At 61.5% G+C, this 22247-nt stretch carries 20 protein-coding genes; 14 read left to right on the forward strand and 6 right to left on the reverse strand.

Features of this window, described 5'->3' with window-relative positions; all coding sequences use genetic code 11:
• Positions 1-16: 16 nt before the first annotated feature.
• A complete protein-coding gene (locus tag AB4048_RS11755) occupies positions 17-1354 on the reverse strand; it encodes an MFS transporter (protein WP_442202134.1) in 1338 nt (445 codons plus the stop codon).
• 381 nt (positions 1355-1735) lie between these two features.
• On the opposite strand from AB4048_RS11755, the gene cyoA reads away from it, so the two are divergent.
• The 5 genes from cyoA (at position 1736) to AB4048_RS11780 (ending at position 6858) form a co-directional block, all read left to right on the forward strand.
• Positions 1736-2815 carry a ubiquinol oxidase subunit II gene (gene cyoA / locus AB4048_RS11760; protein ID WP_442202135.1) on the forward strand — a complete coding sequence of 360 codons (1080 nt, stop codon included), beginning with the start codon at positions 1736-1738 and terminating at the stop codon, positions 2813-2815.
• 151 nt (positions 2816-2966) lie between these two features.
• A complete protein-coding gene (cyoB, locus tag AB4048_RS11765) occupies positions 2967-4970 on the forward strand; it encodes a cytochrome o ubiquinol oxidase subunit I (protein ID WP_442202136.1) in 2004 nt (667 codons plus the stop codon).
• Positions 4971-4974: 4 nt separating this feature from the next.
• Complete coding sequence (gene cyoC / locus AB4048_RS11770) at positions 4975-5607, forward strand: cytochrome o ubiquinol oxidase subunit III (RefSeq protein WP_442202137.1); 633 nt, start codon at positions 4975-4977, stop codon at positions 5605-5607.
• Positions 5604-5999, forward strand: a complete 396-nt coding sequence (cyoD, locus tag AB4048_RS11775) for a cytochrome o ubiquinol oxidase subunit IV (protein WP_442202138.1) — start codon at positions 5604-5606, stop codon at positions 5997-5999. Before cyoC ends, cyoD begins: the two co-directional genes overlap by 4 nt.
• A gap of 91 nt (positions 6000-6090) precedes the next feature.
• Positions 6091-6858 carry an SURF1 family protein gene (locus tag AB4048_RS11780; protein ID WP_442202139.1) on the forward strand — a complete coding sequence of 256 codons (768 nt, stop codon included), beginning with the start codon at positions 6091-6093 and terminating at the stop codon, positions 6856-6858.
• 5 nt (positions 6859-6863) lie between these two features.
• On the opposite strand, the gene AB4048_RS11785 is transcribed toward AB4048_RS11780, so the two are convergent.
• Positions 6864-7430 (reverse strand): histidine phosphatase family protein, encoded by a 567-nt coding sequence (locus tag AB4048_RS11785; protein WP_442202140.1) that lies wholly within the window; start codon positions 7428-7430, stop codon positions 6864-6866.
• A gap of 240 nt (positions 7431-7670) precedes the next feature.
• On the opposite strand from AB4048_RS11785, the gene AB4048_RS11790 reads away from it, so the two are divergent.
• Both AB4048_RS11790 and AB4048_RS11795 read left to right on the forward strand, forming a co-directional pair.
• Positions 7671-7880 carry a CbtB domain-containing protein gene (locus tag AB4048_RS11790; RefSeq protein ID WP_442202141.1) on the forward strand — a complete coding sequence of 70 codons (210 nt, stop codon included), beginning with the start codon at positions 7671-7673 and terminating at the stop codon, positions 7878-7880.
• Positions 7881-7892: 12 nt separating this feature from the next.
• Positions 7893-8645, forward strand: coding sequence for a CbtA family protein (locus AB4048_RS11795; RefSeq protein ID WP_442202142.1), 753 nt, complete (start codon positions 7893-7895; stop codon positions 8643-8645).
• A gap of 267 nt (positions 8646-8912) precedes the next feature.
• Here AB4048_RS11795 and AB4048_RS11800 read toward each other — a convergent pair whose 3' ends face one another.
• Complete coding sequence (locus AB4048_RS11800) at positions 8913-10085, reverse strand: acetate/propionate family kinase (RefSeq protein WP_442202143.1); 1173 nt, start codon at positions 10083-10085, stop codon at positions 8913-8915.
• Between the two features lie 395 nt (positions 10086-10480).
• Here AB4048_RS11800 and AB4048_RS11805 point away from each other — a divergent pair, with 395 nt between their 5' ends.
• The 4 genes from AB4048_RS11805 to AB4048_RS11820 all read left to right on the forward strand — a co-directional run bounded on the left by AB4048_RS11805 (position 10481) and on the right by AB4048_RS11820 (position 16996).
• Positions 10481-12940 (forward strand): phosphoketolase family protein, encoded by a 2460-nt coding sequence (locus tag AB4048_RS11805; RefSeq protein WP_442202144.1) that lies wholly within the window; start codon positions 10481-10483, stop codon positions 12938-12940.
• Between the two features lie 85 nt (positions 12941-13025).
• Positions 13026-14345, forward strand: coding sequence for a glucoamylase family protein (locus AB4048_RS11810; RefSeq protein WP_442202163.1), 1320 nt, complete (start codon positions 13026-13028; stop codon positions 14343-14345).
• 246 nt (positions 14346-14591) lie between these two features.
• Positions 14592-16397 (forward strand): hypothetical protein, encoded by a 1806-nt coding sequence (locus AB4048_RS11815; protein WP_442202145.1) that lies wholly within the window; start codon positions 14592-14594, stop codon positions 16395-16397.
• Positions 16398-16528: 131 nt separating this feature from the next.
• Entirely contained in the window at positions 16529-16996 is a 468-nt protein-coding gene (locus AB4048_RS11820) for a hypothetical protein (protein WP_442202146.1), read from the forward strand.
• A gap of 93 nt (positions 16997-17089) precedes the next feature.
• On the opposite strand, the gene AB4048_RS11825 is transcribed toward AB4048_RS11820, so the two are convergent.
• On the reverse strand, positions 17090-17401 hold the full coding sequence (locus AB4048_RS11825) for a hypothetical protein (protein ID WP_442202147.1): 312 nt from the start codon (positions 17399-17401) through the stop codon (positions 17090-17092).
• A 427-nt stretch (positions 17402-17828) separates the two neighbouring features.
• Here AB4048_RS11825 and AB4048_RS11830 point away from each other — a divergent pair, with 427 nt between their 5' ends.
• The 3 genes from AB4048_RS11830 (at position 17829) to ppk2 (ending at position 20387) form a co-directional block, all read left to right on the forward strand.
• On the forward strand, positions 17829-18170 hold the full coding sequence (locus AB4048_RS11830) for a DUF3302 domain-containing protein (RefSeq protein WP_442202148.1): 342 nt from the start codon (positions 17829-17831) through the stop codon (positions 18168-18170).
• The gene (locus AB4048_RS11835; protein WP_442202149.1) at positions 18170-19327 is read left to right on the forward strand and encodes an HlyD family secretion protein; all 1158 of its coding nucleotides are present in this window, start codon (positions 18170-18172) and stop codon (positions 19325-19327) included. Before AB4048_RS11830 ends, AB4048_RS11835 begins: the two co-directional genes overlap by 1 nt.
• 211 nt (positions 19328-19538) lie before the next feature.
• Positions 19539-20387 carry a polyphosphate kinase 2 gene (gene ppk2 / locus AB4048_RS11840; RefSeq protein WP_442202150.1) on the forward strand — a complete coding sequence of 283 codons (849 nt, stop codon included), beginning with the start codon at positions 19539-19541 and terminating at the stop codon, positions 20385-20387.
• 12 nt (positions 20388-20399) lie between these two features.
• On the opposite strand, the gene fabI is transcribed toward ppk2, so the two are convergent.
• Both fabI and AB4048_RS11850 read right to left on the reverse strand, forming a co-directional pair.
• A complete protein-coding gene (gene fabI, locus AB4048_RS11845; protein ID WP_442202151.1) occupies positions 20400-21182 on the reverse strand; it encodes an enoyl-ACP reductase FabI in 783 nt (260 codons plus the stop codon).
• 62 nt (positions 21183-21244) lie between these two features.
• Positions 21245-22210 (reverse strand): phosphate acetyltransferase, encoded by a 966-nt coding sequence (locus AB4048_RS11850; protein ID WP_442202152.1) that lies wholly within the window; start codon positions 22208-22210, stop codon positions 21245-21247.
• Between the last annotated feature and the right edge of the window lie 37 nt (positions 22211-22247).

Here is a 22247-nt window from a genome sequence, read left to right on the forward strand (position 1 = left end):
CGATGGCAGGACCCTCTCAGGTGTCGAGCGTTTCGAACTTGCGGCTGAAGACCAGGGCGAGGATCGTGCAGATCGCGCCCGACAGCAGATAGAAGCCGATATATTGCAGCCCGAACTGGCTGGAGAGCGTGAGCGCCACGAAGGGGGCGAAACCCGCGCCGATCAGCCAGGAAAGGTCCGACGTCATCGACGCGCCGCTGTAGCGGTAGGCAGAACCGAAGCGTGAGGCGAGAACCCCCGCCGCTTGCCCGAAGGCAAGGCCGAGCAGAGAGAAGCCGATGATCACGAAGGAATAGCGACCCGCGGGACCCGCGCCGAGTAGCAGAGGCGCGATGAAGCTGAAGATCGCAATCAGGATCGCGGCTACGAAAAGCTGCCCGCGCCGGCCGATTCGGTCGGCAAGCAGACCCGAGCAAATGATCGCGGCGATGCAGCACAGTGCGCCAATGATTTCCACCATCATGAAGGCCACCGGCGACTGGTCGGTGTAGAGGGTGAGCCAGCCGAGCGGGAACACCGTGACCAGATGGAACAGCGCAAAGCTCGCGAGCGGGGCGAAGGCGCCGATGATCACGTCGCGCCCGTGAAGCCTGAGCAACTCGCTGATACGCACTGCCTCCAGCTCATGGCGCTCGAGGAGCGCGCCGAATTCCGGCGTCGCCACCAGTCTGAGACGCGTAAACAGCGCAACCACGTTGATGGCGAAGGCGACGAAGAAGGGATAGCGCCAGCCCCATTCCAGGAAATCCTGCTCATTGAGATTGAGCTTGAAGAAGGCAAAGAGGGCGCTCGCCAGGATGAAGCCGATGGGTGCCCCAAGCTGTGGGATCATCGCGTACCAGCCGCGCCGGTTGGGAGGCGCGTTGAGCGCCAGCAACGAGGCAAGCCCGTCCCAGGCGCCGCCGAGGGCCAGTCCCTGACCGATACGGAAGGTGGCGAGAAGCCAGATCGCCAGTGCGCCGATTTCGGCATAACCGGGCAGGAAGCTCATGGAGGCGGTGGACCCGCCGAGCAGGAACAACGCGATCGTCAGCTTCACGCCGCGCCCATACGTCCGGTCGATCGTCGTGAAGATGACCGAGCCGATCGGGCGTGCCACGAAGGCGAGCGAAAACACCAGGAACGAAAGAAGCATGCCGTGCAGCGGATCGGCGAAGGGGAAGATCAGGCGCGGGAATACGAGAACCGACGCGATACCATAGACGAAGAAGTCGAAGAATTCCGCGGCGCGGCCGATAATCACACCAAGGGCGATATTGCCCGGCGCGACCGGCTTGTCGCCGTGTATCTGGCGCGCGTCCCGTTCAAGACCCGACGATTTTGGTTCCAGTCCCGCGTTTGCAACGCCTGCCATGCCGAATGCCTCCTCCTGAAGCGGCCGCCTTGACGAACCGCCATGCCAAGGATGATGACCGAACCAACGCGCATATCAAGCCTTGAAGGCGGAAATAGTTGCAAAGCGGGGGGCGATCGCCATAGGCGCGAGCCCCCTTCTTGGGCGCGACAGATCGTCGCCCCATGGCTTTTTGATCGCGGCAAGGTATAGTAGGCGGCGCCGAAAGGATCTTCGGCAGGGCATTCTTGACTGGATTTCTCAGGATTTCGGCGGTAGGCGCGAAACCAAGTCCGCCGCCGCAACGCAGCCTTGTCGCCGCGCTGCGACGAAAGACCTCATACCGTTCGCGATCCCCGTCCGCTAACCGCAGGACGACCGAAACAAGAAGAGTTTTGAGCCTTGTCCAGACCCGTGAAGTTTTTGCGCCGCCTGTGCGCCCTGACGCCCCTGCTCCTGGTTTCAGGATGCAACATGGTGGTCATGGCGCCCTCCGGCGACATCGCCGTGCAGCAGCGCGACCTGATCCTGGTGTCCACCATTCTCATGCTGCTGATCATTGTGCCGGTCGTTTTCCTGACACTGCTCTTCGCCTGGAAATACCGCCAGTCCAACACCGAGGCTCACTACGATCCGGACTGGCATCATTCAACCGCGCTCGAAGTCGTCATCTGGTCGGCGCCGCTGACGATCATCATCGCGCTTGGCGCCGTAACCTGGATCAGCACCCACAAGCTGGATCCCTTCCGTCCGCTCGATCGCATCGACGCCACCCGGCCGATCGCCGCCGACGTCAAGCCGCTCACCGTTCAGGTGGTCGCGCTCGACTGGAAATGGCTGTTTGTCTATCCAGAGCAGGGCATCGCCACGATCAACGAGCTCGCCGCGCCGGTCGACCGCCCGATCGAGTTCGAGATCACGGCATCCAACGTGATGAACTCCTTCTACATTCCGGCGCTGGCCGGCCAGATCTACGCCATGCCCGGCATGCAGACGAAGCTTCACGCCGTCATCAACCATCCAGGCGAGTTCGAGGGTTTTTCGGCCAACTACAGCGGCGCCGGCTTCTCCGAGATGCGCTTCAAGTTTCATGGCGTCAGTCAGGCGGATTTCGACCAGTGGGTCGGCAAGGTCAAATCGGATGGCAGCGCGCTTGGCCGCGGCGAATACGTGACACTTGCAAAGCCGAGCATCGCCGAGCCGGTGCGCCATTTCTCCTCGGTGGAGGACGGCCTGTTCCAGGCGGTACTCAACATGTGCGCGGCACCCGGCAAGATGTGCATGAACGAGATGATGCATATCGACATGAAAGGCGGCGCCGGCAAGGAAAGCCACGAGAACCGCGAGCGCCTTCTTTACGACAGCCGCGACGCCGTCGCCGTGCCGGCCGGACCTGCGCATGAGGGCGATATGCCCGGCATGGACATGAACGGCGGCCACATGAACCACGGCGCGTCGGCGCCTGCCGAACCGGGCAAGTAAGTCCGGCTGCACACCCCTGCGCTTGAGGCTCCAGCGGTCGGTCAGAACGCGAAGCCCAGGCGCCGGATCAGATTGCTGCTGCGCTTCGCACGTGTCCTCCCAGCACGCGGGGCGCGGCAACCAGAAGAGACAATAAGGACAGAGGCCATCCATGTTTTCCAATCCGGACCTCACGAAACTGATCTTCGGACGGCTCACGCTCGACGCGATCCCCTATCACGAGCCTATTCTCGTCGTGACCTTCCTCGCCGTTGCGCTGGTCGGCATCGTCGTCCTCGGCGCTATTACCTATTTCCGCCTGTGGGGCTATCTCTGGAAGGAATGGTTCACCAGCATCGATCACAAGAAGATCGGCATCATGTACATCGTGCTGGCGCTGATCATGTTGCTGCGCGGCTTTGCCGACGCCGTGATGATGCGCATCCAGCAAGCGATCGCCTTCAACGGCTCGGAAGGCTATCTGCCGCCGCACCACTACGACCAGATCTTCACCGCCCACGGTGTGATCATGATCTTCTTCGTGGCTATGCCGCTGGTGACCGGCCTCATCAACTTCGTCGTGCCGCTGCAGATCGGCGCGCGCGACGTCTCCTTCCCCTTCCTCAACAATTTCTCCTTCTGGATGACGACGGCCGGCGCGATCATCGTCATGATGTCGCTTTTCGTCGGCGAATTCGCCCGCACCGGCTGGCTGGCATATCCGCCGCTATCGGGGGCAGCCTACAGTCCTGACGTCGGTGTCGACTATTACATCTGGGGGCTGCAGGTCGCGGGCATCGGGACGCTTCTATCGGGCATCAATCTGATCGCGACGATCGTCAAGATGCGTGCGCCGGGCATGACCATGATGAAGATGCCCGTCTTCACCTGGACGGCGCTTTGCACCAACATCCTGATCGTCGCCGCCTTCCCGGTGCTGACCGCCGTGCTGGCACTTCTGTCGCTCGACCGCTACGCCGGCACGAACTTCTTCACCAACGACCTCGGCGGCAACCCGATGATGTACATCAACCTCATCTGGATCTGGGGTCATCCGGAAGTCTACATCCTGATCCTGCCGGCCTTCGGCGTCTTCTCCGAAGTGGTCGCCACCTTCTGCGGCAAGCGGCTGTTCGGTTACACGTCGATGGTTTACGCCACCGTCGTCATCACCATCCTCTCCTACCTCGTCTGGCTGCACCACTTCTTCACCATGGGTTCGGGCGCCAGCGTCAACTCCTTCTTCGGCATCACGACGATGGTGATTTCCATCCCCACGGGCGCCAAGATGTTCAACTGGCTGTTCACCATGTATCGCGGCCGCATCCGTTTCGAGGTGCCGATGCTGTGGACGCTCGGGTTCATGATAACCTTCGTCATCGGCGGCATGACGGGCGTGTTGCTCGCCGTTCCGCCGGCCGATTTCGTGCTTCACAACTCGCTGTTCCTGATCGCGCACTTCCACAACGTGATCATAGGCGGAGTGGTCTTCGGCATGTTTGCCGGGATCACCTACTGGTTCCCCAAGGCCTTCGGCTTCAAGCTCGATCCGTTCTGGGGCAAGATGTCCTTCTGGTTCTGGTTCACCGGCTTCTACTTCGCCTTCATGCCGCTCTACGTGCTCGGCCTGATGGGCGTCACCCGCCGCCTCAACCGCTTCGACGATCCGTCGCTGCAGATCTGGTTCGTCATCGCCGCCTTCGGCGCCTTCCTGATCGCGCTTGGCATCGTATCCTTCCTCATCCAGCTGGTCGTCAGCTTCATGAAGCGCGAACAACTGCGCGACCTGACGGGCGATCCGTGGGGCGGCCGCACGTTGGAATGGTCCACCTCCTCGCCTCCGCCGCAGTACAACTTCGCGCTGACCCCGATCGTCTACGATCACGATGCCTGGTGGGATATGAAGAACCGCGGTCATGCCCGCCCGACGAACGGCTTCCTGCCGATCCACATGCCGAGGAATACCGGCACCGGCATCATTCTAGGCGGCCTCAGCATCGCGTTTGCCTTCGGCATGATCTGGCACATCTGGTGGCTCGCCGCAGTGACCTTCGCCGCGATGCTCATTGTCTCGATCGGCCACACCTTCAACTACAACCGCGATTTCTACATTCCCGCCGACGAGGTCGTGAGGACCGAAGCGGAGCGCACAAGGCTTCTGGCAGGACAGGTATGAGAGAATGACGACAATGCACGCTGAAACAGTCCTCGCCAAGGGCGAGGCCCCCGTCTTCTATCTGGCGGAAGAGCACCATCCCGAAGAGAGCACCATGCTCGGCTTCTGGCTCTACATCATGAGCGACTGCCTGATCTTCGCCGTCCTCTTTGCCACCTTTGCGGTGCTGAGCCGCAGCTACGCCGCCGGTCCCTCGGCCGCCGACCTGTTCGAGCTGCCGGTGGTAGCGGTCAACACGGCGATGCTGCTTTTATCCTCCATCACCTATGGCTTCGCCATGCTGGAGATGGTGAAGAACAACAAGCAGCGCACGCTCTTCTGGCTCGCCGTCACCGGCATTTTCGGCGCGGTTTTCATTGGATTGGAGCTCAACGAGTTCTGGCATCTGATCCAGGAAGGCGCCGGCCCGCAGCGCAGCGCCTTCCTCTCCGCCTTCTTCACGCTCGTCGGCACCCACGGCCTGCACGTGACCATCGGCATCGTCTGGCTGGTCACGCTGATGGTCCAGGTGCGTCAGCGCGGCCTCATCGCCGCCAACCAGCGCCGCCTGATGTGCCTCAGCATGTTTTGGCATTTCCTCGACGTCGTCTGGATCGGCGTCTTCTCCTTCGTCTATCTGATGGGAGTTCTTCGATGAGCTCGAACGCGCACACCGACCATTCCGACGACGGCCACCACGGCCACAGCAGTCATGCGGCCGATCACGGAACGTTCCAGAGCTACATGACGGGCTTCATCCTGTCCGTCGTGCTGACCGCCATTCCCTTCTGGCTGGTCATGGCGAAGGTGTTCGACAGCCCCATCGTCACCGCCGGGCTGATTATGCTGATGGGCGCCATCCAGATCGTCGTGCACATGGTCTACTTCCTGCACCTGAACACGAAGTCGGAAGGCGGCTGGAACATGATGGCCTTCATCTTCACCATGGTGCTCGTGGTGATCGCGCTCAGCGGTTCGCTCTGGGTCATGCACAATCTCAACATCAATATGATGCCGATGTCTCCCGAGATGATGCGCAACATGCCATGATGACCGGCGTGGGCGGCTGACGGCCGCCCCACCTTTCCTGCCGCCACGACGCGTTGCGGGCAGCCGCCTGATCTTGCCGGAGTTTCATGCCGTGAAAGACAGTTCCTCTCGTGCCGTCTCCGTCCCTCGGCCGCATTCTGCGCTGCGCTTCGGACTATGGGCCATCCTCCTCATCGGGCTTAGCGCCGCCTTTCTGGCGCTCGGTTCCTGGCAGGTGGCGCGGCTCTACGGAAAACGGGCACTCATCGCCCGCATCGAGGCCCGCGTGCATGCCCCGCCGCGACCGGCGCCGGCGATGGACGAGTGGCTGAAAGCCGATCCCGCGGACTACGAATATAGCCGCGTCCAGGTGGCCGGCATCTTCCTCAACGACAAGGAAACCCAGGTCTACGCCGTCACCGATCTCGGACCCGGCTACTGGGTGCTCACGCCGCTAAAGGCCGCCAGCGGCGCGGTGACGATCATCAATCGCGGCTTCGTGCCGACCGATCATCGCGATCCCGCGACACGAACGGCCGGAGAGATCGTAGGGCCGACGACGGTGACCGGGCTCCTGCGGCTCAGTGAACCGAAGGGAACGCTGCTACGCTCCAACGATCCGGGCGACGAGCGCTGGTATTCGCGCGACGTCGCGGCGATTGCCGCCGACCGTGGACTTCAGGGCGAAATTCCCTATTTCATCGATGCCGATGCTACGCCCAATCCCGGCGGAATGCCCGTTGGCGGCCTGACGCAGCTTGTCTTTCCCAACAACCATCTGATCTACGCCGTCACCTGGTTCGGCCTTGCAGCCCTCAGCCTCGTCATGACCGGCTATCTCTTCTATTGGGAACGGCGCGGCGCCAGGAATGAGCGATAGACGGCTCAGCGCACGGCATTCGTCAACCGCAGTTGCCAGCGATTTCCGTCCGTCGTCATTTCGGTGATGGAGAAAGGCTCTACATCCATTCTCCAGAACGCCTGCGTCGGAGCCCCGAGAATATGGAGGATGGCGGCGCGTACCACGGTGGCGTGGGTAACGACGACGGCGTGGCCGCTGTCGCCGATCCGTGCATTCAACCAGCTGTCGACACGGTCGAGCACGGAAAGTAGGGTCTCGCCGCCATGGGGCGCGGCTGAAAAATCCGTCATCCAGAGCGCCAGCGCCTCCGGTTCCGTTTCAGCCAGATCCGCAATGCTCAGACCCCGCCATCGGCCGTAGTCACATTCGCGAAGACGAGGCTCGACCGTATATTCGCGGGAGAGCGCGGCTGCCGTCTGCCGGGCGCGCAACGCGGGGCTCGTCGAGACGCTGCCGATGGATCCAAGCCGTGGCAGGAGCCGGTCCACCTGCGATGCCGCTCGCTCCTCAAGCGGCTCGTCCGCGGGAAAGCGGCCCTCCCTATTGCTGATCGTCGGCCCGTGGCAGATCAGGCTTAAGCGGCCTTTCACGTCTCGTCTCTCCTCGCTGCGCTGAGCAGAACGCGCCATCGCGCGCCGCGAACGTTCATTGACATCCGACTCGGCCGACAGATATAAACTTAGGCTTGCGGGTGTGGAAGCCGGTGAAAGCCCGGCGCGGTCGCGCCACTGTAATCGACAGGGAAAAGCATTCTCCTTTCGAGAGTCAGACTCACCCCGCGAGAGCCCTTCCGTAAATGGAACGCGTTATTCTTTGAAGGAACTGAGAGAATGTCCGATACCGTATTTGCACCCACGGCCGTCCCGACGCCGATTCCGCTTGGTGAGATCCTGCCCTGGGCGATTTTTGCCGGCATCCTGATGCTGCTCGCGATCTATTTCATCGGCGCGGAGGAAGGCGCAACCTCCCTGATCTCCGGCATGTACGTGCACGAATTCGTGCATGACGGTCGCCATCTGCTCGGTTTTCCGTGCCACTAAGGGGCTAAACACATGGTTGGTCGTCTTTTGCTGCGCGGCATGCTGGTCGGCGTGCTCGCGGGTCTTGTCGTGTTTTTTCTGGCGCGGATCTTCGGCGAACCGCTCGTCGATCATGCGATCGCCTTCGAGGAACAGGTAGCCCTGACCGCCGGTGAGGCGCCAGAGCCGGAACTCGTCAGCCGCGCCACCCAGGCGGGCATTGGCCTGTTCACCGCAGTCATCATCTACGGTGCCGCCATTGGCGGCATCTTCTCGCTCGTTTTCGCCTACGTCCATGGCCGCGTCAGCCCCTTCGGCCCACGCGCCACTGCTGCGCTTGTCGCCCTCGGCGCCTTCGTCGCGATCGTCCTCGTTCCCGGCATCAAGTATCCGGCCAACCCGCCGGCAGTCGGTAACCCGGATACGATCGGCGCAAGAACGGAATTGTTCTTCGTGATGATCCTCATCTCGATCGCGGCTCTGTCGATGTCGATCGCGCTGATGCGCGGGCTGGCGGCACGTTACGGAAAATGGAACGCGGCCATTCTCAGTGGCGTGGCCTTCCTCGCCGTCGTGGCGCTCGCCCAGTATCTGTTGCCCACGGTCAACGAGGTTCCGGAGCAGTTTTCGGCGGTCGTCCTTTGGCAGTTCCGCGCGACGACCTTTGCGATGCATCTGGCGCTCTGGACGATCCTTGGCCTCGGCTTCGGCGCATGGGCGGAACGACTGCTCCAATCCCGGCCCGCCAAGCAGCCAAGCGGACGAATGAGCGCCACGCGCGGTTGAACGAGACGACGGAATGAACAACAGCCCGGCGATCAGACGATCGCCGGGCTGTTTCGTTTCCGGACAGCGATCGTGGATATTAATGCGCGGTAAAGCGGTTTCGGCAGCCCTGTTGGACCCGCGCTCGCTAGAGCTTCAAATAACACTTGCCGTGCTTCGCACCCCGGCTGGACGGTGGAAGATCCCGGTCGGCGGACCCTAGACGGAGACCGGGATCTTTGCTCCCGCCGCCTAGACCTCACGCATGCGCACCGTTGAGGGGGTTTGCTATCCGCCGATCAGGCCGAGCGTGTGACGCGCGATCATCAGTTCCTCGTCGGTCGGGACCACGTAAAGCCTCACCTTGCTTGCCGGCGTCGAGATCAGCAGCGCCTGTTCGGCGTTCTTCTCCACGTCCACTTCCGCGCCGAGCCATGAAAGCGTCGCAGCAATCCTCGCCCTGATGTCAGGCGAGTTCTCGCCGATGCCGGCGGTGAAGACAAATGCGTCGAGACCGCCCAGCGCCGCCGTCAGCGCGCCCGCGCTCAATCCGATGCGGTAGACGAAATGTTCAAGGGCGAGTGAGGCCTGCGGACTGTCGCTGGCCAGCAGCGCACGCACATCGTTGCTCATGCCGGAGAGGCCTTTCAGCCCGGATTCCTTGTAGAGCAGGTCCTGCACCTCACGCGGCGCCATCCCTCGCTGTTGGAGCAGGTAGAGGAGGACGCCGGGGTCGATCTGGCCGCATCGCGTGCCCATGGGAATCCCGTCAAGCGCGGTGAAGCCGAACGTCGTTTCGACGCTACGTCCGTTTGAGAGCGCGCAGAGCGACGCTCCGCTGCCGAGATGGGCGACGATCACGCGACCGCCGGCAATGTCAGGCGCGACCTCCCGAAGCCGGCCCGCGATATACTCATAGGACAAACCATGAAAACCGTAGCGCCGGACGCCCTCGGCAAAGAAATGCTCGGGGATCGCATAGTGATCCGCCACGACGCTGTGGCCGCGATGAAAGCTCGTATCGAAACAGGCGACCTGCGGCAGGTCCGGCCGGCGCTCGATCACCGCGCGGATTGGCGCCAGATTGTTCTCCTGATGCAGCGGCGCGAGCGGGACGAGTTTTTCGAGATCGCGAATGACCTTGTCGTCAATCAGAACCGGCCGCTCGTACTCCGCACCGCCATGCACGACCCGGTGCCCTACCGCCACAAGCCGTCCCTCGTGCTTCTCGCGAAGCCAGGCACCGACCAGACGCATGGCCGCAGGCAGGTCCGGAACGTCCCCGGGCGAGTGGTTCTGATCGACCAGAATTTCGCCGCCGGCGCCCTTGACGCGCAATTGCGGCGCCGTGCCGATCCCCTCCATCTGACCCTTGGCCAGTTTCCTGAGACCGCCATCGGTGGCGAAGATCTCGAATTTCAGACTGGATGAGCCGGCATTGACGACAAGGATCGTATCCATGGCTTCACTCGCTCGGAAAACGGGCAGGGCGACGTCGCGCCTCAATGTAGTCACGCGCCAGCAAACCCGGCAAGCGAAGAATTCGCGACATGGCCTTCTCGGCGGACTGCGTCGTTGGAAGATGCGCCAATCGGCCGCTCCAGGCCGCCGCTCGTTGCCCTAATTTAGCTGTGCGCGCGGCATATTTTGTGACAAAGTAGCGGTCGATGTGGGAGGCGGCAGCGGCGACGTTTGCAGACCAGAGTTGCTGAGCCGGCTCACCAGACCCAATTGAATGTCTATTGACGATGACGTGTTTCAGGCGGAGGAGCGCCTTGAAACTGTCGCGGCCGCATCTACAATTTTCAGATACTCGATCTAGCGACGAACGTCTCGACTTCAAAGGGGAGGCTCCGATGGTTTCGCTTGAGACAACAAAGAACGCAAGGCTTGCCGCAGACGCCAATTCGACAGGTGTCTTGTCCTCTGAAGAGCTTCGATTGATGGACGCCTACTGGCGGGCATCCAACTATCTGTCCGTCGGGCAGATCTATCTCCTCGACAATCCGTTGCTGAAACAACCGCTGAAGCGAGAGCACATCAAGCCGCGGCTGCTCGGCCACTGGGGCACATCGCCGGGGCTGAACATGCTCTATGTCCATCTCAACCGCGTGATCAAGCGCGACGACCTGGAGATGGTCTATATCATCGGGCCGGGACACGGCGGTCCCGCCCTGGTTGCCCACGCCTATCTGGAAGGGACCTACACTGAGGTCTATCCGAATATCACCCAGGATACGGAGGGCATGCAGCGGCTGTTCAAGCAGTTCAGCTTCCCCGGCGGCATTCCTAGCCACGTCGCTCCTGAAACCCCCGGCAGCATCCACGAGGGCGGCGAGCTTGGATATGCGCTGAGCCACGCCTACGGTGCCGCCTTCGATAACCCGAACCTGATCGTTCCCTGCGTCGTTGGCGACGGCGAGGCCGAGACTGGTCCGCTTGCGACCGGTTGGCACGGCAACAAATTCCTCAATCCGGCGCGCGACGGGGCCGTGCTGCCGATCCTGCACCTGAACGGCTACAAGATTGCCAATCCCTGCTTCCTCGCCCGCATTCCCAGGGACGAACTGCAGAAGTTTTTCGAGGGCATGGGCTACAAGCCCCACTTCGTCGAGGGACACGACCCTTCGGATGTGCATCAGCAATTGGCGGGCGCGCTCGATGCGGCCGTCGCGGAGATCCACGGCATCTGGGCCGACGCGCGCAACAACGGCAATTTGAAACGCCCGGCATGGCCGATGATCGTCTTCCGGACACCGAAGGGCTGGACTTGCCCCGCCGAGATCGACGGCAAGAAGTGCGAGGACTATTGGCGCGCGCACCAGGTGCCGATGGGCGACATGGACAAGGAAGAGCATATCCGCATTCTTGAGCAGTGGATGAAAAGCTACCGGCCGGAAGAGCTCTTCGACGAGGCGGGCGGCTTCAACGGCGAGCTGGCATCGCTCGCGCCTCAGGGGCACCGCCGCATGAGCGACAATCCGCATGCGAACGGCGGACTGCTGCTGCGCGAATTGAGGATGCCTGATTTCCGGGACTATGCAGTCTCCGTTCCGAGCCCCGGCGCGACCACGGCGGAGTCAGCCCGCGCGATGGGTAAATTCCTGCGCGACGTGATGAAGCTCAATCTCGAAGCCAAGAATTTCCGGCTGTTCAGTCCGGACGAAAACAATTCGAACCGCTGGCAGGATGTGCTTGATGTCACCGACCGCTGCTATATGGCCGAAATCTATCCGGAGGACGATCATCTTTCGCCGGACGGCCGGGTGATGGAGGTGTTGAGCGAGCATCAATGCCAGGGTTGGCTGGAAGGCTACCTGATGACCGGGCGGCACGGCTTCTTTTCCTGCTATGAAGCCTTCATTCACATCATCGACTCGATGTTCAACCAACACGCCAAATGGCTGAAGGTCTGCAACGACATTCCGTGGCGGCGGCCCATCGCATCGCTGAACTACTTCCTGAGCTCCCATGTCTGGCGCCAGGACCACAACGGCTTCAGCCACCAGGACCCAGGCTTCATCGACCACGTCGTCAACAAGAAGGCGGACGTGATCCGGGTCTATCTGCCGCCGGATGCAAACACGCTGCTGTCGGTCACAGACCATTGCCTACGCAGCCGCAACTACGTCAACGTGGTCGTGGCCGGCAAACAGCCCGCGCCGCAGTGGCTGACCATGGACGAGGCGGTCAAGCATTGCAGCGCCGGGCTTGGCATCTGGGCATGGGCGAGCAACGACAGGGATGGCGAACCGGATGTCGTCATGGCCTGCTGCGGCGACGTGCCGACGCTGGAGACCCTTGCCGCGGTAGAGTTGCTGCGCGAGCATTTGCCGGAGTTGAAGATACGCGTCATCAACGTCGTGAACCTGATGAAACTCCAGCCTGCGGAGGAGCATCCGCACGGCCTGACCGACCGGGATTTCGACGCGCTGTTCACGACGAACAAGCCGATCATCTTTGCCTTCCACGGCTATCCCTGGCTGATCCACAGGCTGACATACAGGCGCTCGAACCATGGCAACCTGCATGTGCGGGGCTACAAGGAGGAAGGCACGACGACGACTCCCTTCGACATGGTGGTGCTCAACGAACTCGATCGCTTCCACCTCGCCGAGGACGTCATCGACAGACTGCCGCAACTGGGCGCCCGCGCTGCCTATTTCAAGCAGGCGATCCATGACAAGCTGCTCGAACACAGGCAGTACATCGAAAAGCACGGCGACGACATGCCTGCGATCAGCGGTTGGCGATGGGGTGCCGGCGCGGGCTCGCCGCACGCGAAGGGTACCTCGACGGAAGGAGACAACGCCTGAGGCGTGGCGCCCGCGCTGCGCCTCGGCGTTCAGCTCACCTTTGAATGGTGGCTATGCGGCATCTTCATGAGGGCTGGTGAACGACATGGTGGACGTGCTTTCGACCCACTCCGATCTTGATCATCTGGCCGATCGCGATCTCGAAAGGCTGCAGTTCACGACGTTGCTGTACTATCTGCAATGCAGCAACCCCGACAACGGCCTGGTCAGGGACAAGACCGAGCCGTCGGCGCCGTCCAGCATCTCGGCGACCGGCATGGCGCTTGCGACCCTGCCGGTACTCGTCGAGCGGGGCGTCATCATCCGTCAATTTGCAGCAAAGCTAGCGCGGCGACGCCTGCGCTATCTAATCGAGCTACCACAAGGTCCCGAGCCTGATTCATCTGGCTACAAGGGCTTCTTCTATCATTTTCTCGACATAGAAACCGGTCGCCGGGTATGGCAATGCGAATTGTCGACCATCGATTCCGCCTTCCTGTTCGCGGGGGCGCTGACCGCGGCCACCTATTTTGATGGTGACAGCGCCGACGAGGCGGAAATCCGGCAGTTGGGCACGGCCCTCTATGAACGGGCGGACTGGAACTGGGCGCGTGACCACGGCGCAACGCTGACCCACGGCTGGCGGCCGGAGAACGGTTTCATACCCTACCGCTGGCGCGGCTATGACGAGGGCCTGCTGCTCTATATACTCGGACTGGGCTCTCCGACGTATCCGCTTCCGCCGGAGTCCTTTACCGCCTACACCGAATCCTACGACTGGCGGAATTTGTTCGGCCGCGAGTTGCTCTATTCCGGTCCGCTCTTCACGCACCAGCTGTCGCACATGTGGATCGATTTTCGAGGTATTCGCGACGACTTCATGCGCGATCATGACAGCGACTATTTCCAGAACAGCCGCCACGCCACCTACGTCCAGCAGGAATATGCGATCCGCAATCCGCTGAACTTCGCCGGCTACGGAGAGCATTGCTGGGGTTTTACAGCATGCGACGGACCGGGGTGGATCAAACGCGATATCGGCGGCGTCGAGCGGGAGTTCTACGACTACGCCGCGCGGGGTGCCCCGTTCGGCCCCGACGATGGAACGGTCGCGCCATGGGTCGTCGTCGCCTCCTTGCCGTTCGCGCCCGAAATCGTCGTGCCGACCATCCGCAACTTTGCCGATATGCATCTCGGCATGACAAAGCTTTATGGATTCAAGCCTTCTTTCAATCAAACCTTCGCGGTCGAAGACAGTCCGGCCGGATGGTGGGTGAGCCCTTATCATTTCGGCATCGATCAGGGGCCGGTTGGCTTGATGATCGAAAACTATCGAACCGGTCTGTTGTGGAACATCATGCGCAGATGCGAACCGGTGGTGACAGGCCTGCGTCGCGCCGGCTTTGAGGGTGGGTGGCTGCAGTAGGAGCCCCTTATCCGGTTGCTTCGCTTTGATCTCCGTTGCACCACTTTCGGATGTCGCCTTCAGCTGGAACGCTCAGACAATTGTGTTGCAGCCCTTCATATTAGCGCTCTAAGATAGAGCGGCATGCAGATGGCTACGAGGTGACTGGCTGTTCGACGGCGCCGCGCGTCTTTGGTGACGCGGATGCCGTAACATTTTCAACTTGCGCATGATCCTTTCTTTGAGTGGATGCGCTTGGGGGCTCTGATGCAGACTATGCGAGCGGACGCCGAGGGCGTTGCTGGTCCCAAGCCGCAGGAAATCCGCGACGAACTCGAGCGGATACTTTCCAGCGCCGAATTTCACGCGCCCGGTCGAGGCCGGAGGTTCCTGGAATTTGTGGTGGAAGAGACGCTTGCCGGGCGCTCCGAATCCCTGAAAGCCTACACCATCGCGCAGGACGTCTTTGCGCGGGAAGCGTCCTTCGATGCGCAGAACGACCCGGTGGTAAGGATAGAGGCTGGCCGGATCCGTCGAGCACTCGAGCGTTACTATCTCGTCGCGGGCAACAGCGACCACATCGTCATCACCATTCCGAAGGGCGGATACGTCCCCTTCTTCAGCTATGCCGCAGGCACGGCGGAGGCGGCCGATGAAGTCCAACCCTCCGCCAGCCTTTCGGAACGGACCGAGGCGCCTGAAAGTTCGCCATTGCGCCGACGGAAGGATCGCAACTTCTTTCGGGTCTGGACCTGGCTTGCACTTGCCGCGGCTTTGGTTGTGGTGCCGTCGGTTGCCATGCTGTACCCGACCGCGTCGTTTTTCGCAGCGACCCATCAGGCGCCATCCATGATCGGCGGGGCCGACCAGCCAAAGATCATCGTCGAGCCCTTCCTCGATATCACCGACAAGAACGGTACGTCGGAAATTGCCAAGGGATTGACCGACGAAGTCGTCGGCCAGCTCGCGAAGTTCAAGGAGATCGTCGTCATCGCCAAATCGGCCTCGGAGGCGGAGACCGGAACGGAGGCGCGGTTTTTCACCCTGCAAGGCAGCGTCCGGGTCGAAGACGATAAGCTTCGTTTGATCGTCCGGCTTGTCCGTTCCGCGGATGACGCCGTCATCTGGGCGAACAACTATGATGCCGACCTGCGCGCGCAGAACACGCTCGACGTCCAGTCCAACGTTGGCCAGCGCATCGCAACCGCGGTCGCTGATCCCTATGGCTTCGTGTTCCAGTCGGATGCTGCTGAGGTCGCGAAGCTCGCGGGAAGCGATTGGGAAGGCTACGCCTGCATGCGATCCTACTACAGCTACCGCGTCGACCTGAACCCGGAGAACCATGGGGCTGTCAGCGATTGCCTGAAGCAGGCCACCCAGCGGCTGCCCACCAACTCCACCTACTGGGCCTTGCTTGCTTTGACTTACCTCGACGAGGTGCGGTTCCAGTACCAAGTCGGGTCCCCTCCCTCCAGACATCCCCTGGAATTGGCGGAGGATGCCGCGCAGCGAGCGGCGGACCTCGACCCCCAGAATGCGCGGGCGCTGCAGGCCGTCATGTTGGTCAGTTTCTTCAAGGGCGATATCGCTGCTGCCCTCAGGGCAGGTGCCTCGGCCTATGCGATCAACCCCAACGATACGGAAGTGGCGGGCGAATACGGCTTCCGCCTCGCCATGTCGGGCCGATGGGATAGCGGCTGCGAGTTGATGGCGGGTGCCATCGGCCGCAGCTCAGGCCCCAAGGGATACTATGAGGTCGGCATGGCGCTATGCGCGTATATGAGAGGCGACAATCAGGCGGCCGAGCTTTGGGCTCGCATGGCGAACCTCAAATACAATCCCATGCATCACCTCGTTCTGCTCGCGGTTCTGGGCGCGGCGGGCAAGCTGGACGAGGCGAGCGAGGAATTGAATTGGCTGAAGGCCAATGCACCGATGCTCGTCGATCATGTCCAGCGCGAAGTTGCCGTGCGTCTTAATCGTCCAGAGGACCAGGCACGTTTCCTATCAGGCCTTAAAGCGGCCGGGATGACGACGGTGACGCCAGTGGAACCGACTATCGTCGGACAGTGAAAAGGCAGCGATACTCGGCCGCATTTCGCACATGCGTAACATACCGTATACTACCTCTATTCGAGGTGTATCTTGTTGCCCGATCCGGCGCGGTCACCTTATCATGCACAGGAATGTTGGAGGATATGGTGATGACAGGACCCGAAACCACGACTCCCAAACCCATGGCCAGCGCCGACGAATTGCGCAAACGTGCGCTCGAGTTGCAGATGCTGGAGATGGAGCGCGAAGACAAGAAAAAGGCGCGCGAGGCCGAGAAGCATGCGGAATTCATCGAAGACTTTTTCCGCAAGCACATCGACGACAACGAGCGCGCGATGATCAAGCGCCTTGTTATGAAGGCTGCCGCTGACGGCAAGTATGAAGCGATGGTCTACAGTTTTCCATCGAGCTTTTGCACCGACAGCGGTCGTGCCATCAACAATCATCTGGCCGGCTGGCAGGACACGTTGCAGGGCAAGGCGAGGGAACTCTACGATCTCTTCGAAATACAGGCGCGGCCGCAGGGCTACGGCCTGAAAGCGTTGATCATCAACTTCCCCGAAGGCATCCCCGGCGACGCCGGACTATTCCTTACCTGGGAGCCCCCAGTGGAATAATGGGGGCTCGGAGCTGGATTCCAGCGGCTCCCGCGCGTTGGCCTCAGCGCGCGGCAGAGGTGAGCGTTTCGGCGGCTTTATCGACGCATCTGACTATGGCCTGGGCTTATTCCCGACCGACCGCCTGAGGATGACGACCTTCGATTGGGAAAGCGCCTCATCGATCTCATGCACCAAGGCCTCGACCAGGCTCGCATATTCCTGCCGTCGAGTTTCGCGTAGGTGATCGGGCAGACGCGCGACGTGGGTCAACGTCTCGACAGCGACGGCCAGATCTTCGCACATGCTGCGGAAGGTCTCGTCCTTCAGAAACAGATGCTGCACCTTGCCCGCCTGCTCAGGGAAATGCGCTTCGGCAACTTCGAGAGCGGATAATGGTGTCGAATTGCTATCTCCCGCCGTCATCCCACCCCCCGCCGCCGTACTCGCGTCAAGCAGATTAAGTCATTATATGGCAAAGGCTTAAGCTGGCGACGTAAGTTACGCGAGCCTACGCAAAAAGTGGCGCGAACTGGCGGGCATGTGCGTAATGGCTCGTCTCAGCCTACCGCAAACGTCGCAACTGTCGGCTTGCGCCCGCAACCTCACTGGAAAGATCGCTTTAGTCGCAACGATTAAACGCGGACGACGGTCTGTGTTCCGCCGGGTTTCAGAACTATGCCTCAAATACGGGAACGCTACGCTTCAGATGCAGGCGCCGCGCCGTCCGTTTCCCTAGGGGCCAGCCGCCGATAGATATTACGTGATGCTACGGGCTTTTGCGCCGCCGTAGGTCTAGTCTTCCTTCACACTGCTACCGATGGCTGACGTCTGCAGCCGAGAAGGAGGAACCGTGTTTCTCGACTATTTTGCACTCGGCGTGCTGATCTTCATGGTGATCACGCTTTTCTACGCGGTGATCGCGATCCATGACATCCCGCATCTGATGGCCAAGGCGCGCAATCACCCTCATCAGGACGCCATCCATGTCGCAGGCTGGGTAAGCCTGTTTACGCTGCACGTCATCTGGCCCTTTCTCTTCATCTGGGCGACCCTTTACCGCGAGGATCGCGGCTGGGGCATGCGGCCCGACGGCACGCTCCCCGACAAAGCCGAAGCCACCGCCGAAATCGCCCGTCTTCACGCACGGATCGCCGAGCTCGAGGCCCCGGCTTCGGAGAGGGAGAAGGCCTGATGGATCTGCTTCTCATACTCACATACGCGGCGATCTGCTGGACGGTCTTCAAGGTATTCAGGATCCCTGTGAACCAATGGACACTGGCGACCGCCGTACTCGGCGGTGTTTTTTTGATCGGGGCGTTGCTGCTCCTGATGAGCTACAATCATCCCTATTCGAGCGACGGACGCATTTACTTTACGTCCACGCCGGTCATCCCCGTTGTCGGGGGCCAGGTGATCGAGGTGCCGGTCGTCGCCAACACGCCGCTTGAGAAAGGCGACGTCCTTTTCCGCATCGATCCCCGCCCCTATCAGTTCGCGGTCGACCAGAAGAAGGCAGCACTCGCCGAGGCAAAGCAGAACGTATTGCAGCTCAAAGCCGCGTTGGAGGGGGCGGACGCTGCCGTCACCGGAGCGATTTCCTCGCGCGATCGCGCCCAGCAAAGCTATACCCGAGTGCAGCAATCGAATGACAATGCGGCCGCCAGTGGCCGGTCGGGGGTCTACTCCGAACTGGAAGTCGACAACCGGCGCGGAATTTACCTCACGGCGGAGGCTACCCTCGATACCGCAAAAGCCCAGGCCTCACAGGCAAGGCTCGCCTATGAATCGGAGATAAACGGCGTCAATCCAACCGTCGCGCGGCTGCAGGCGGAACTGGAGAACGCCCAATTCGAACTCGACCAGACGACTGTACGCGCCCCGGGCCACGGTTTCGTGACCCAGGTTTTCCTGCGCCCGGGCATGATGGCCAACCCGCTGCCGCTTCGCCCGGTGATGGTGTTCATCAACGATGAAGATCGGATGCTGGCCGCCGCCTTCATTCAGAATTCGCTGCAGCGCGTGCGCGCAGGCGACGAGGCCGAGGTGGCGTTCAGGGCGGTACCGGGCAAGATCTTCAAGGCGCGCGTCAAGCAAATCATCGACGTGATGGCGCAGGGTCAGCTGCAGCCGACGGGCGCACTGCTCGATCCGCTCTCGCCGGAGCGCCTCCAGGCGGGCCAGACTTTGGCGCAAATCGAGATAACCGAAAGGATGGACGGATATCAGCTGCCCGGCGGCGTGGTGGCGGAGGTAGCGGTCTACACCGATCACTGGCATCACGTCGCGATCCTTCGAAAGGTCCTGCTGCGGATGAGCAGCTGGATGAACTACGTCTTCCTGGAGCACTAAAAACGGGTCAATCCGTCGGGCGCAGCCGCCGGACACAACGCGAAGTAAGCAAGGAAATACTGGGAGCCCAAGGTGATCGGCAGTCTTCCAGCGTTTTGCGGCCCGGCCGGTTTCAAGGGAGACTGGCTTCGAAGCGACATCCCAGCCGGCGCGCCAATGCTGGCCGTCTGCCAGAGACGCGCATCCAGGTTGAGCATAGATGGAGGGAAAGATGGACAATATCGACGATCTAAAAACTGAAGATACAGACGCCGTGCACAAGGGCAAGGAAAAGGACAAGAAAAAGAAGAAATCCTGGGACTACGAAAAGGAAATGAAGCGGCTCCAGATCGAGCTGGCGCATCTACAGGCATGGGTGAAGAAATCCGGCGTCAGGATCGTCATCATCTTCGAAGGCCGCGATGCCGCCGGAAAAGGCGGCATGATCAAGCGTATAACGGAGAAGGTCAGCCCGCGCGTCTTTCGCGTCGTGGCGCTCCCCGCCCCCAACGACCGCGAGAAGTCGCAGATCTACATGCAGCGCTATATCGGGCACCTGCCGGCGGCCGGCGAAATCGTGATCTTCGACCGCAGTTGGTACAATCGCGCCGGCGTGGATCGCGTCATGGGCTTCTGCCCCGAGAAGAAGGTCCAGCGCTTCCTCGAACTGGCCCCCAATTTCGAGGCTGCGATCGTCGAAAGCGGGGTCATTCTGCTCAAATACTTCCTGACCGTCAGCGAAGAGGAACAGGAACGTCGCTTCCGGCGCAGGATTGACGACCCCACGCGCCAATGGAAGCTGAGCCCGATGGATGTCGAATCCTATCAGCGCTGGTGGGACTATACGCGTGCCTATGACGAAATGCTGCGACGGACGGACAGCAACCACGCGCCGTGGTGGATCGTGCCCTCCGACGACAAGGAGCGCGCCCGGGTCAACTGCATATCGCATATTCTGCAGTCGATCCCCTATGAACGCGTGAAGTTCGCAAAACCGGACCTCGGCAAGCGTCAGAAGCAGCCCGCGGACTACGTCGAGGACCACAGCATTCGGCATGTCGTGGCCGACATGACGTCATGAGGCCCGGCGGTCTCAGTCGATGATGTGATAGCCGCCGTCGATATAGATGGTATCGCCTGTGATCAGCCGCGCGGCGTCGTGCGCGAGGAATGCCGTCGCCATGCCGACGTCGTCGATCGACACGAGGCTGCGGGTCGGCGCTGTCTCCTGCGCTTTGTCCAGGAGCTCGTCGAACTCGGGAATGCCGGAGGCCGCGCGCGTCGCGAGCGGTCCCGGCGAGATTGCGTGCACGCGGATGCCTTTCGGGCCGAGCTCGGCAGCGATGTAGCGCACCGCGCTCTCCAACGCCGCCTTGGCGACGCCCATGACGTTGTAGTTCTTCACCACCATCTGGCTGCCGTAATAGGTCATGGTGAACAGCGCACCGCCCCGTTTCATCAGGGGCTCGGCGAGGTGCGCCATGCGCATGAACGACCAGCAGGATATGTCCATGGTCTTCAGGAAACCGTCGCGCGGCACGTCGACGACCCGCCCCTGCAGGGTCTCCTTCGGAGAAAACGCGATGGAATGGACGACAAAGTCGATCTCGCCCCATTGCTCGGCGATGCGCTCGAAAACGGCTTCCATCTGACCCGCCACAGCGACGTCGAGCGGCATGAAAATCGGCGCTTCGAGCGCCTCGGCCAGCGGCTGCACGTGCGGTTTCGCCTTGTCGTTGAGATAGGTCACCGCCACCTCCGCGCCGAGCGCGCGGAACGCGCGCGCGCATCCCCAGGCGATCGACTGATCGTTGGCGATACCGACCACCAGGCCGCGTTTTCCTTCCAGGAACTTGGCTTTCACTTGCGGAATCATGGGCGATCCTTTTTCTTGGCCAACCTCGATTGCGACGCATTCCGCTCAAATCCGGCGGACGATCAACCGTCCTTAATCGCCGCGGCGCGGCGACGGGCGTCGGCGAGCAGCACGCCGACCGCGCACGAGGCCAGGCGCGTGCGAACCGAATCCGCCCGTGATGTCAGTATGATCGGTACGCGGGCGCCGAGCACGATGCCCGCCGCATCCGCCCTTGCCAGAAACGAGAGGTTCTTGGCGAGCATGTTGCCGGCTTCGAGATTTGGGACCACCAGGATCTCGCCGTGACCGGCAACGGGCGACTGGATGCCTTTTATCCTCGCTGCCTCGGGATCGATCGCATTGTCGAAGGCAAGCGGTCCGTCGAGAATACCGCCAGTGATCTGCCCGCGTTCCGCCATCTTGCACAGCGCGGCGGCGTCGATCGTCGAGGGAATTTTCGAGGTGACCGTCTCCACGGCAGAGAGGATCGCCACTCGCGGCGTCCCGAGACCGATCTGCGTAAAAAGGTCGATGGCGTTCTGGATTATGTCGCGTTTCGTGTCGAGATCGGGGGCGATGTTGATTGCGGCATCGGTGATGAAAAGCGTCTCGGCATGATCAGGCACGTCCATGACGAAAACGTGGCTGATCCGCCTCGCCGTCCGCAAGCCGGTAGTCGAGGAAGTCACCGCCTTCATCAGCTCATCCGTGTGCAGACTGCCCTTCATCAGAAGTTCGCCCCGGCCCTCGCGAATGAGCTCCACGGAACGAGCCGCGGCGGCATCGCTATGCGGCGTATCGACCATCTCGAAGGAGGAAATGTCGAGGCCGTGCGACTTCGCGACCGCTTCGATCTTCTGTCGCGGCCCCACCAGCACGGGGCGTATCAGCCCCATCGCGGCCGCCTCGAGCGCACCCCTCAAAGAGGTCTCGTCGCACGGATGCGCGACGATCGTTGCCATCGGCAGGACTTGCTTTGCCCTTTCTATCAACCGTTCATACTTTTCATGACGCCCTGCTTCCCCAACGCTTTCCCTGTCCGGCATCTGCAAAGCTCCCGTTGAAATGTCGGTCTCAACCGAC

Source organism: Rhizobium sp. RAF56 (genome assembly GCF_052113965.1).
Taxonomy (GTDB): Bacteria; Pseudomonadota; Alphaproteobacteria; order Rhizobiales; family Rhizobiaceae; genus Rhizobium.

What these genes read in the sequence shown, in the direction of transcription:
- AB4048_RS11755 (WP_442202134.1), bottom strand. Translation starts at nt 1,354, where the DNA reads ATGGCAGGCGTTGCAAACGCGGGACTGGAACCAAAATCGTCGGGTCTT.
- cyoB (WP_442202136.1), top strand. Translation starts at nt 2,967, where the DNA reads ATGTTTTCCAATCCGGACCTCACGAAACTGATCTTCGGACGGCTCACG.
- cyoC (WP_442202137.1), top strand. Translation starts at nt 4,975, where the DNA reads ATGACGACAATGCACGCTGAAACAGTCCTCGCCAAGGGCGAGGCCCCC.
- cyoD (WP_442202138.1), top strand. Translation starts at nt 5,604, where the DNA reads ATGAGCTCGAACGCGCACACCGACCATTCCGACGACGGCCACCACGGC.
- AB4048_RS11790 (WP_442202141.1), top strand. Translation starts at nt 7,671, where the DNA reads ATGTCCGATACCGTATTTGCACCCACGGCCGTCCCGACGCCGATTCCG.
- AB4048_RS11795 (WP_442202142.1), top strand. Translation starts at nt 7,893, where the DNA reads ATGGTTGGTCGTCTTTTGCTGCGCGGCATGCTGGTCGGCGTGCTCGCG.
- AB4048_RS11800 (WP_442202143.1), bottom strand. Translation starts at nt 10,085, where the DNA reads ATGGATACGATCCTTGTCGTCAATGCCGGCTCATCCAGTCTGAAATTC.
- AB4048_RS11805 (WP_442202144.1), top strand. Translation starts at nt 10,481, where the DNA reads ATGGTTTCGCTTGAGACAACAAAGAACGCAAGGCTTGCCGCAGACGCC.
- AB4048_RS11810 (WP_442202163.1), top strand. Translation starts at nt 13,026, where the DNA reads ATGGTGGACGTGCTTTCGACCCACTCCGATCTTGATCATCTGGCCGAT.
- AB4048_RS11815 (WP_442202145.1), top strand. Translation starts at nt 14,592, where the DNA reads ATGCAGACTATGCGAGCGGACGCCGAGGGCGTTGCTGGTCCCAAGCCG.
- AB4048_RS11820 (WP_442202146.1), top strand. Translation starts at nt 16,529, where the DNA reads ATGACAGGACCCGAAACCACGACTCCCAAACCCATGGCCAGCGCCGAC.
- AB4048_RS11825 (WP_442202147.1), bottom strand. Translation starts at nt 17,401, where the DNA reads ATGACGGCGGGAGATAGCAATTCGACACCATTATCCGCTCTCGAAGTT.
- AB4048_RS11835 (WP_442202149.1), top strand. Translation starts at nt 18,170, where the DNA reads ATGGATCTGCTTCTCATACTCACATACGCGGCGATCTGCTGGACGGTC.
- ppk2 (WP_442202150.1), top strand. Translation starts at nt 19,539, where the DNA reads ATGGACAATATCGACGATCTAAAAACTGAAGATACAGACGCCGTGCAC.
- fabI (WP_442202151.1), bottom strand. Translation starts at nt 21,182, where the DNA reads ATGATTCCGCAAGTGAAAGCCAAGTTCCTGGAAGGAAAACGCGGCCTG.
- AB4048_RS11850 (WP_442202152.1), bottom strand. Translation starts at nt 22,210, where the DNA reads ATGCCGGACAGGGAAAGCGTTGGGGAAGCAGGGCGTCATGAAAAGTAT.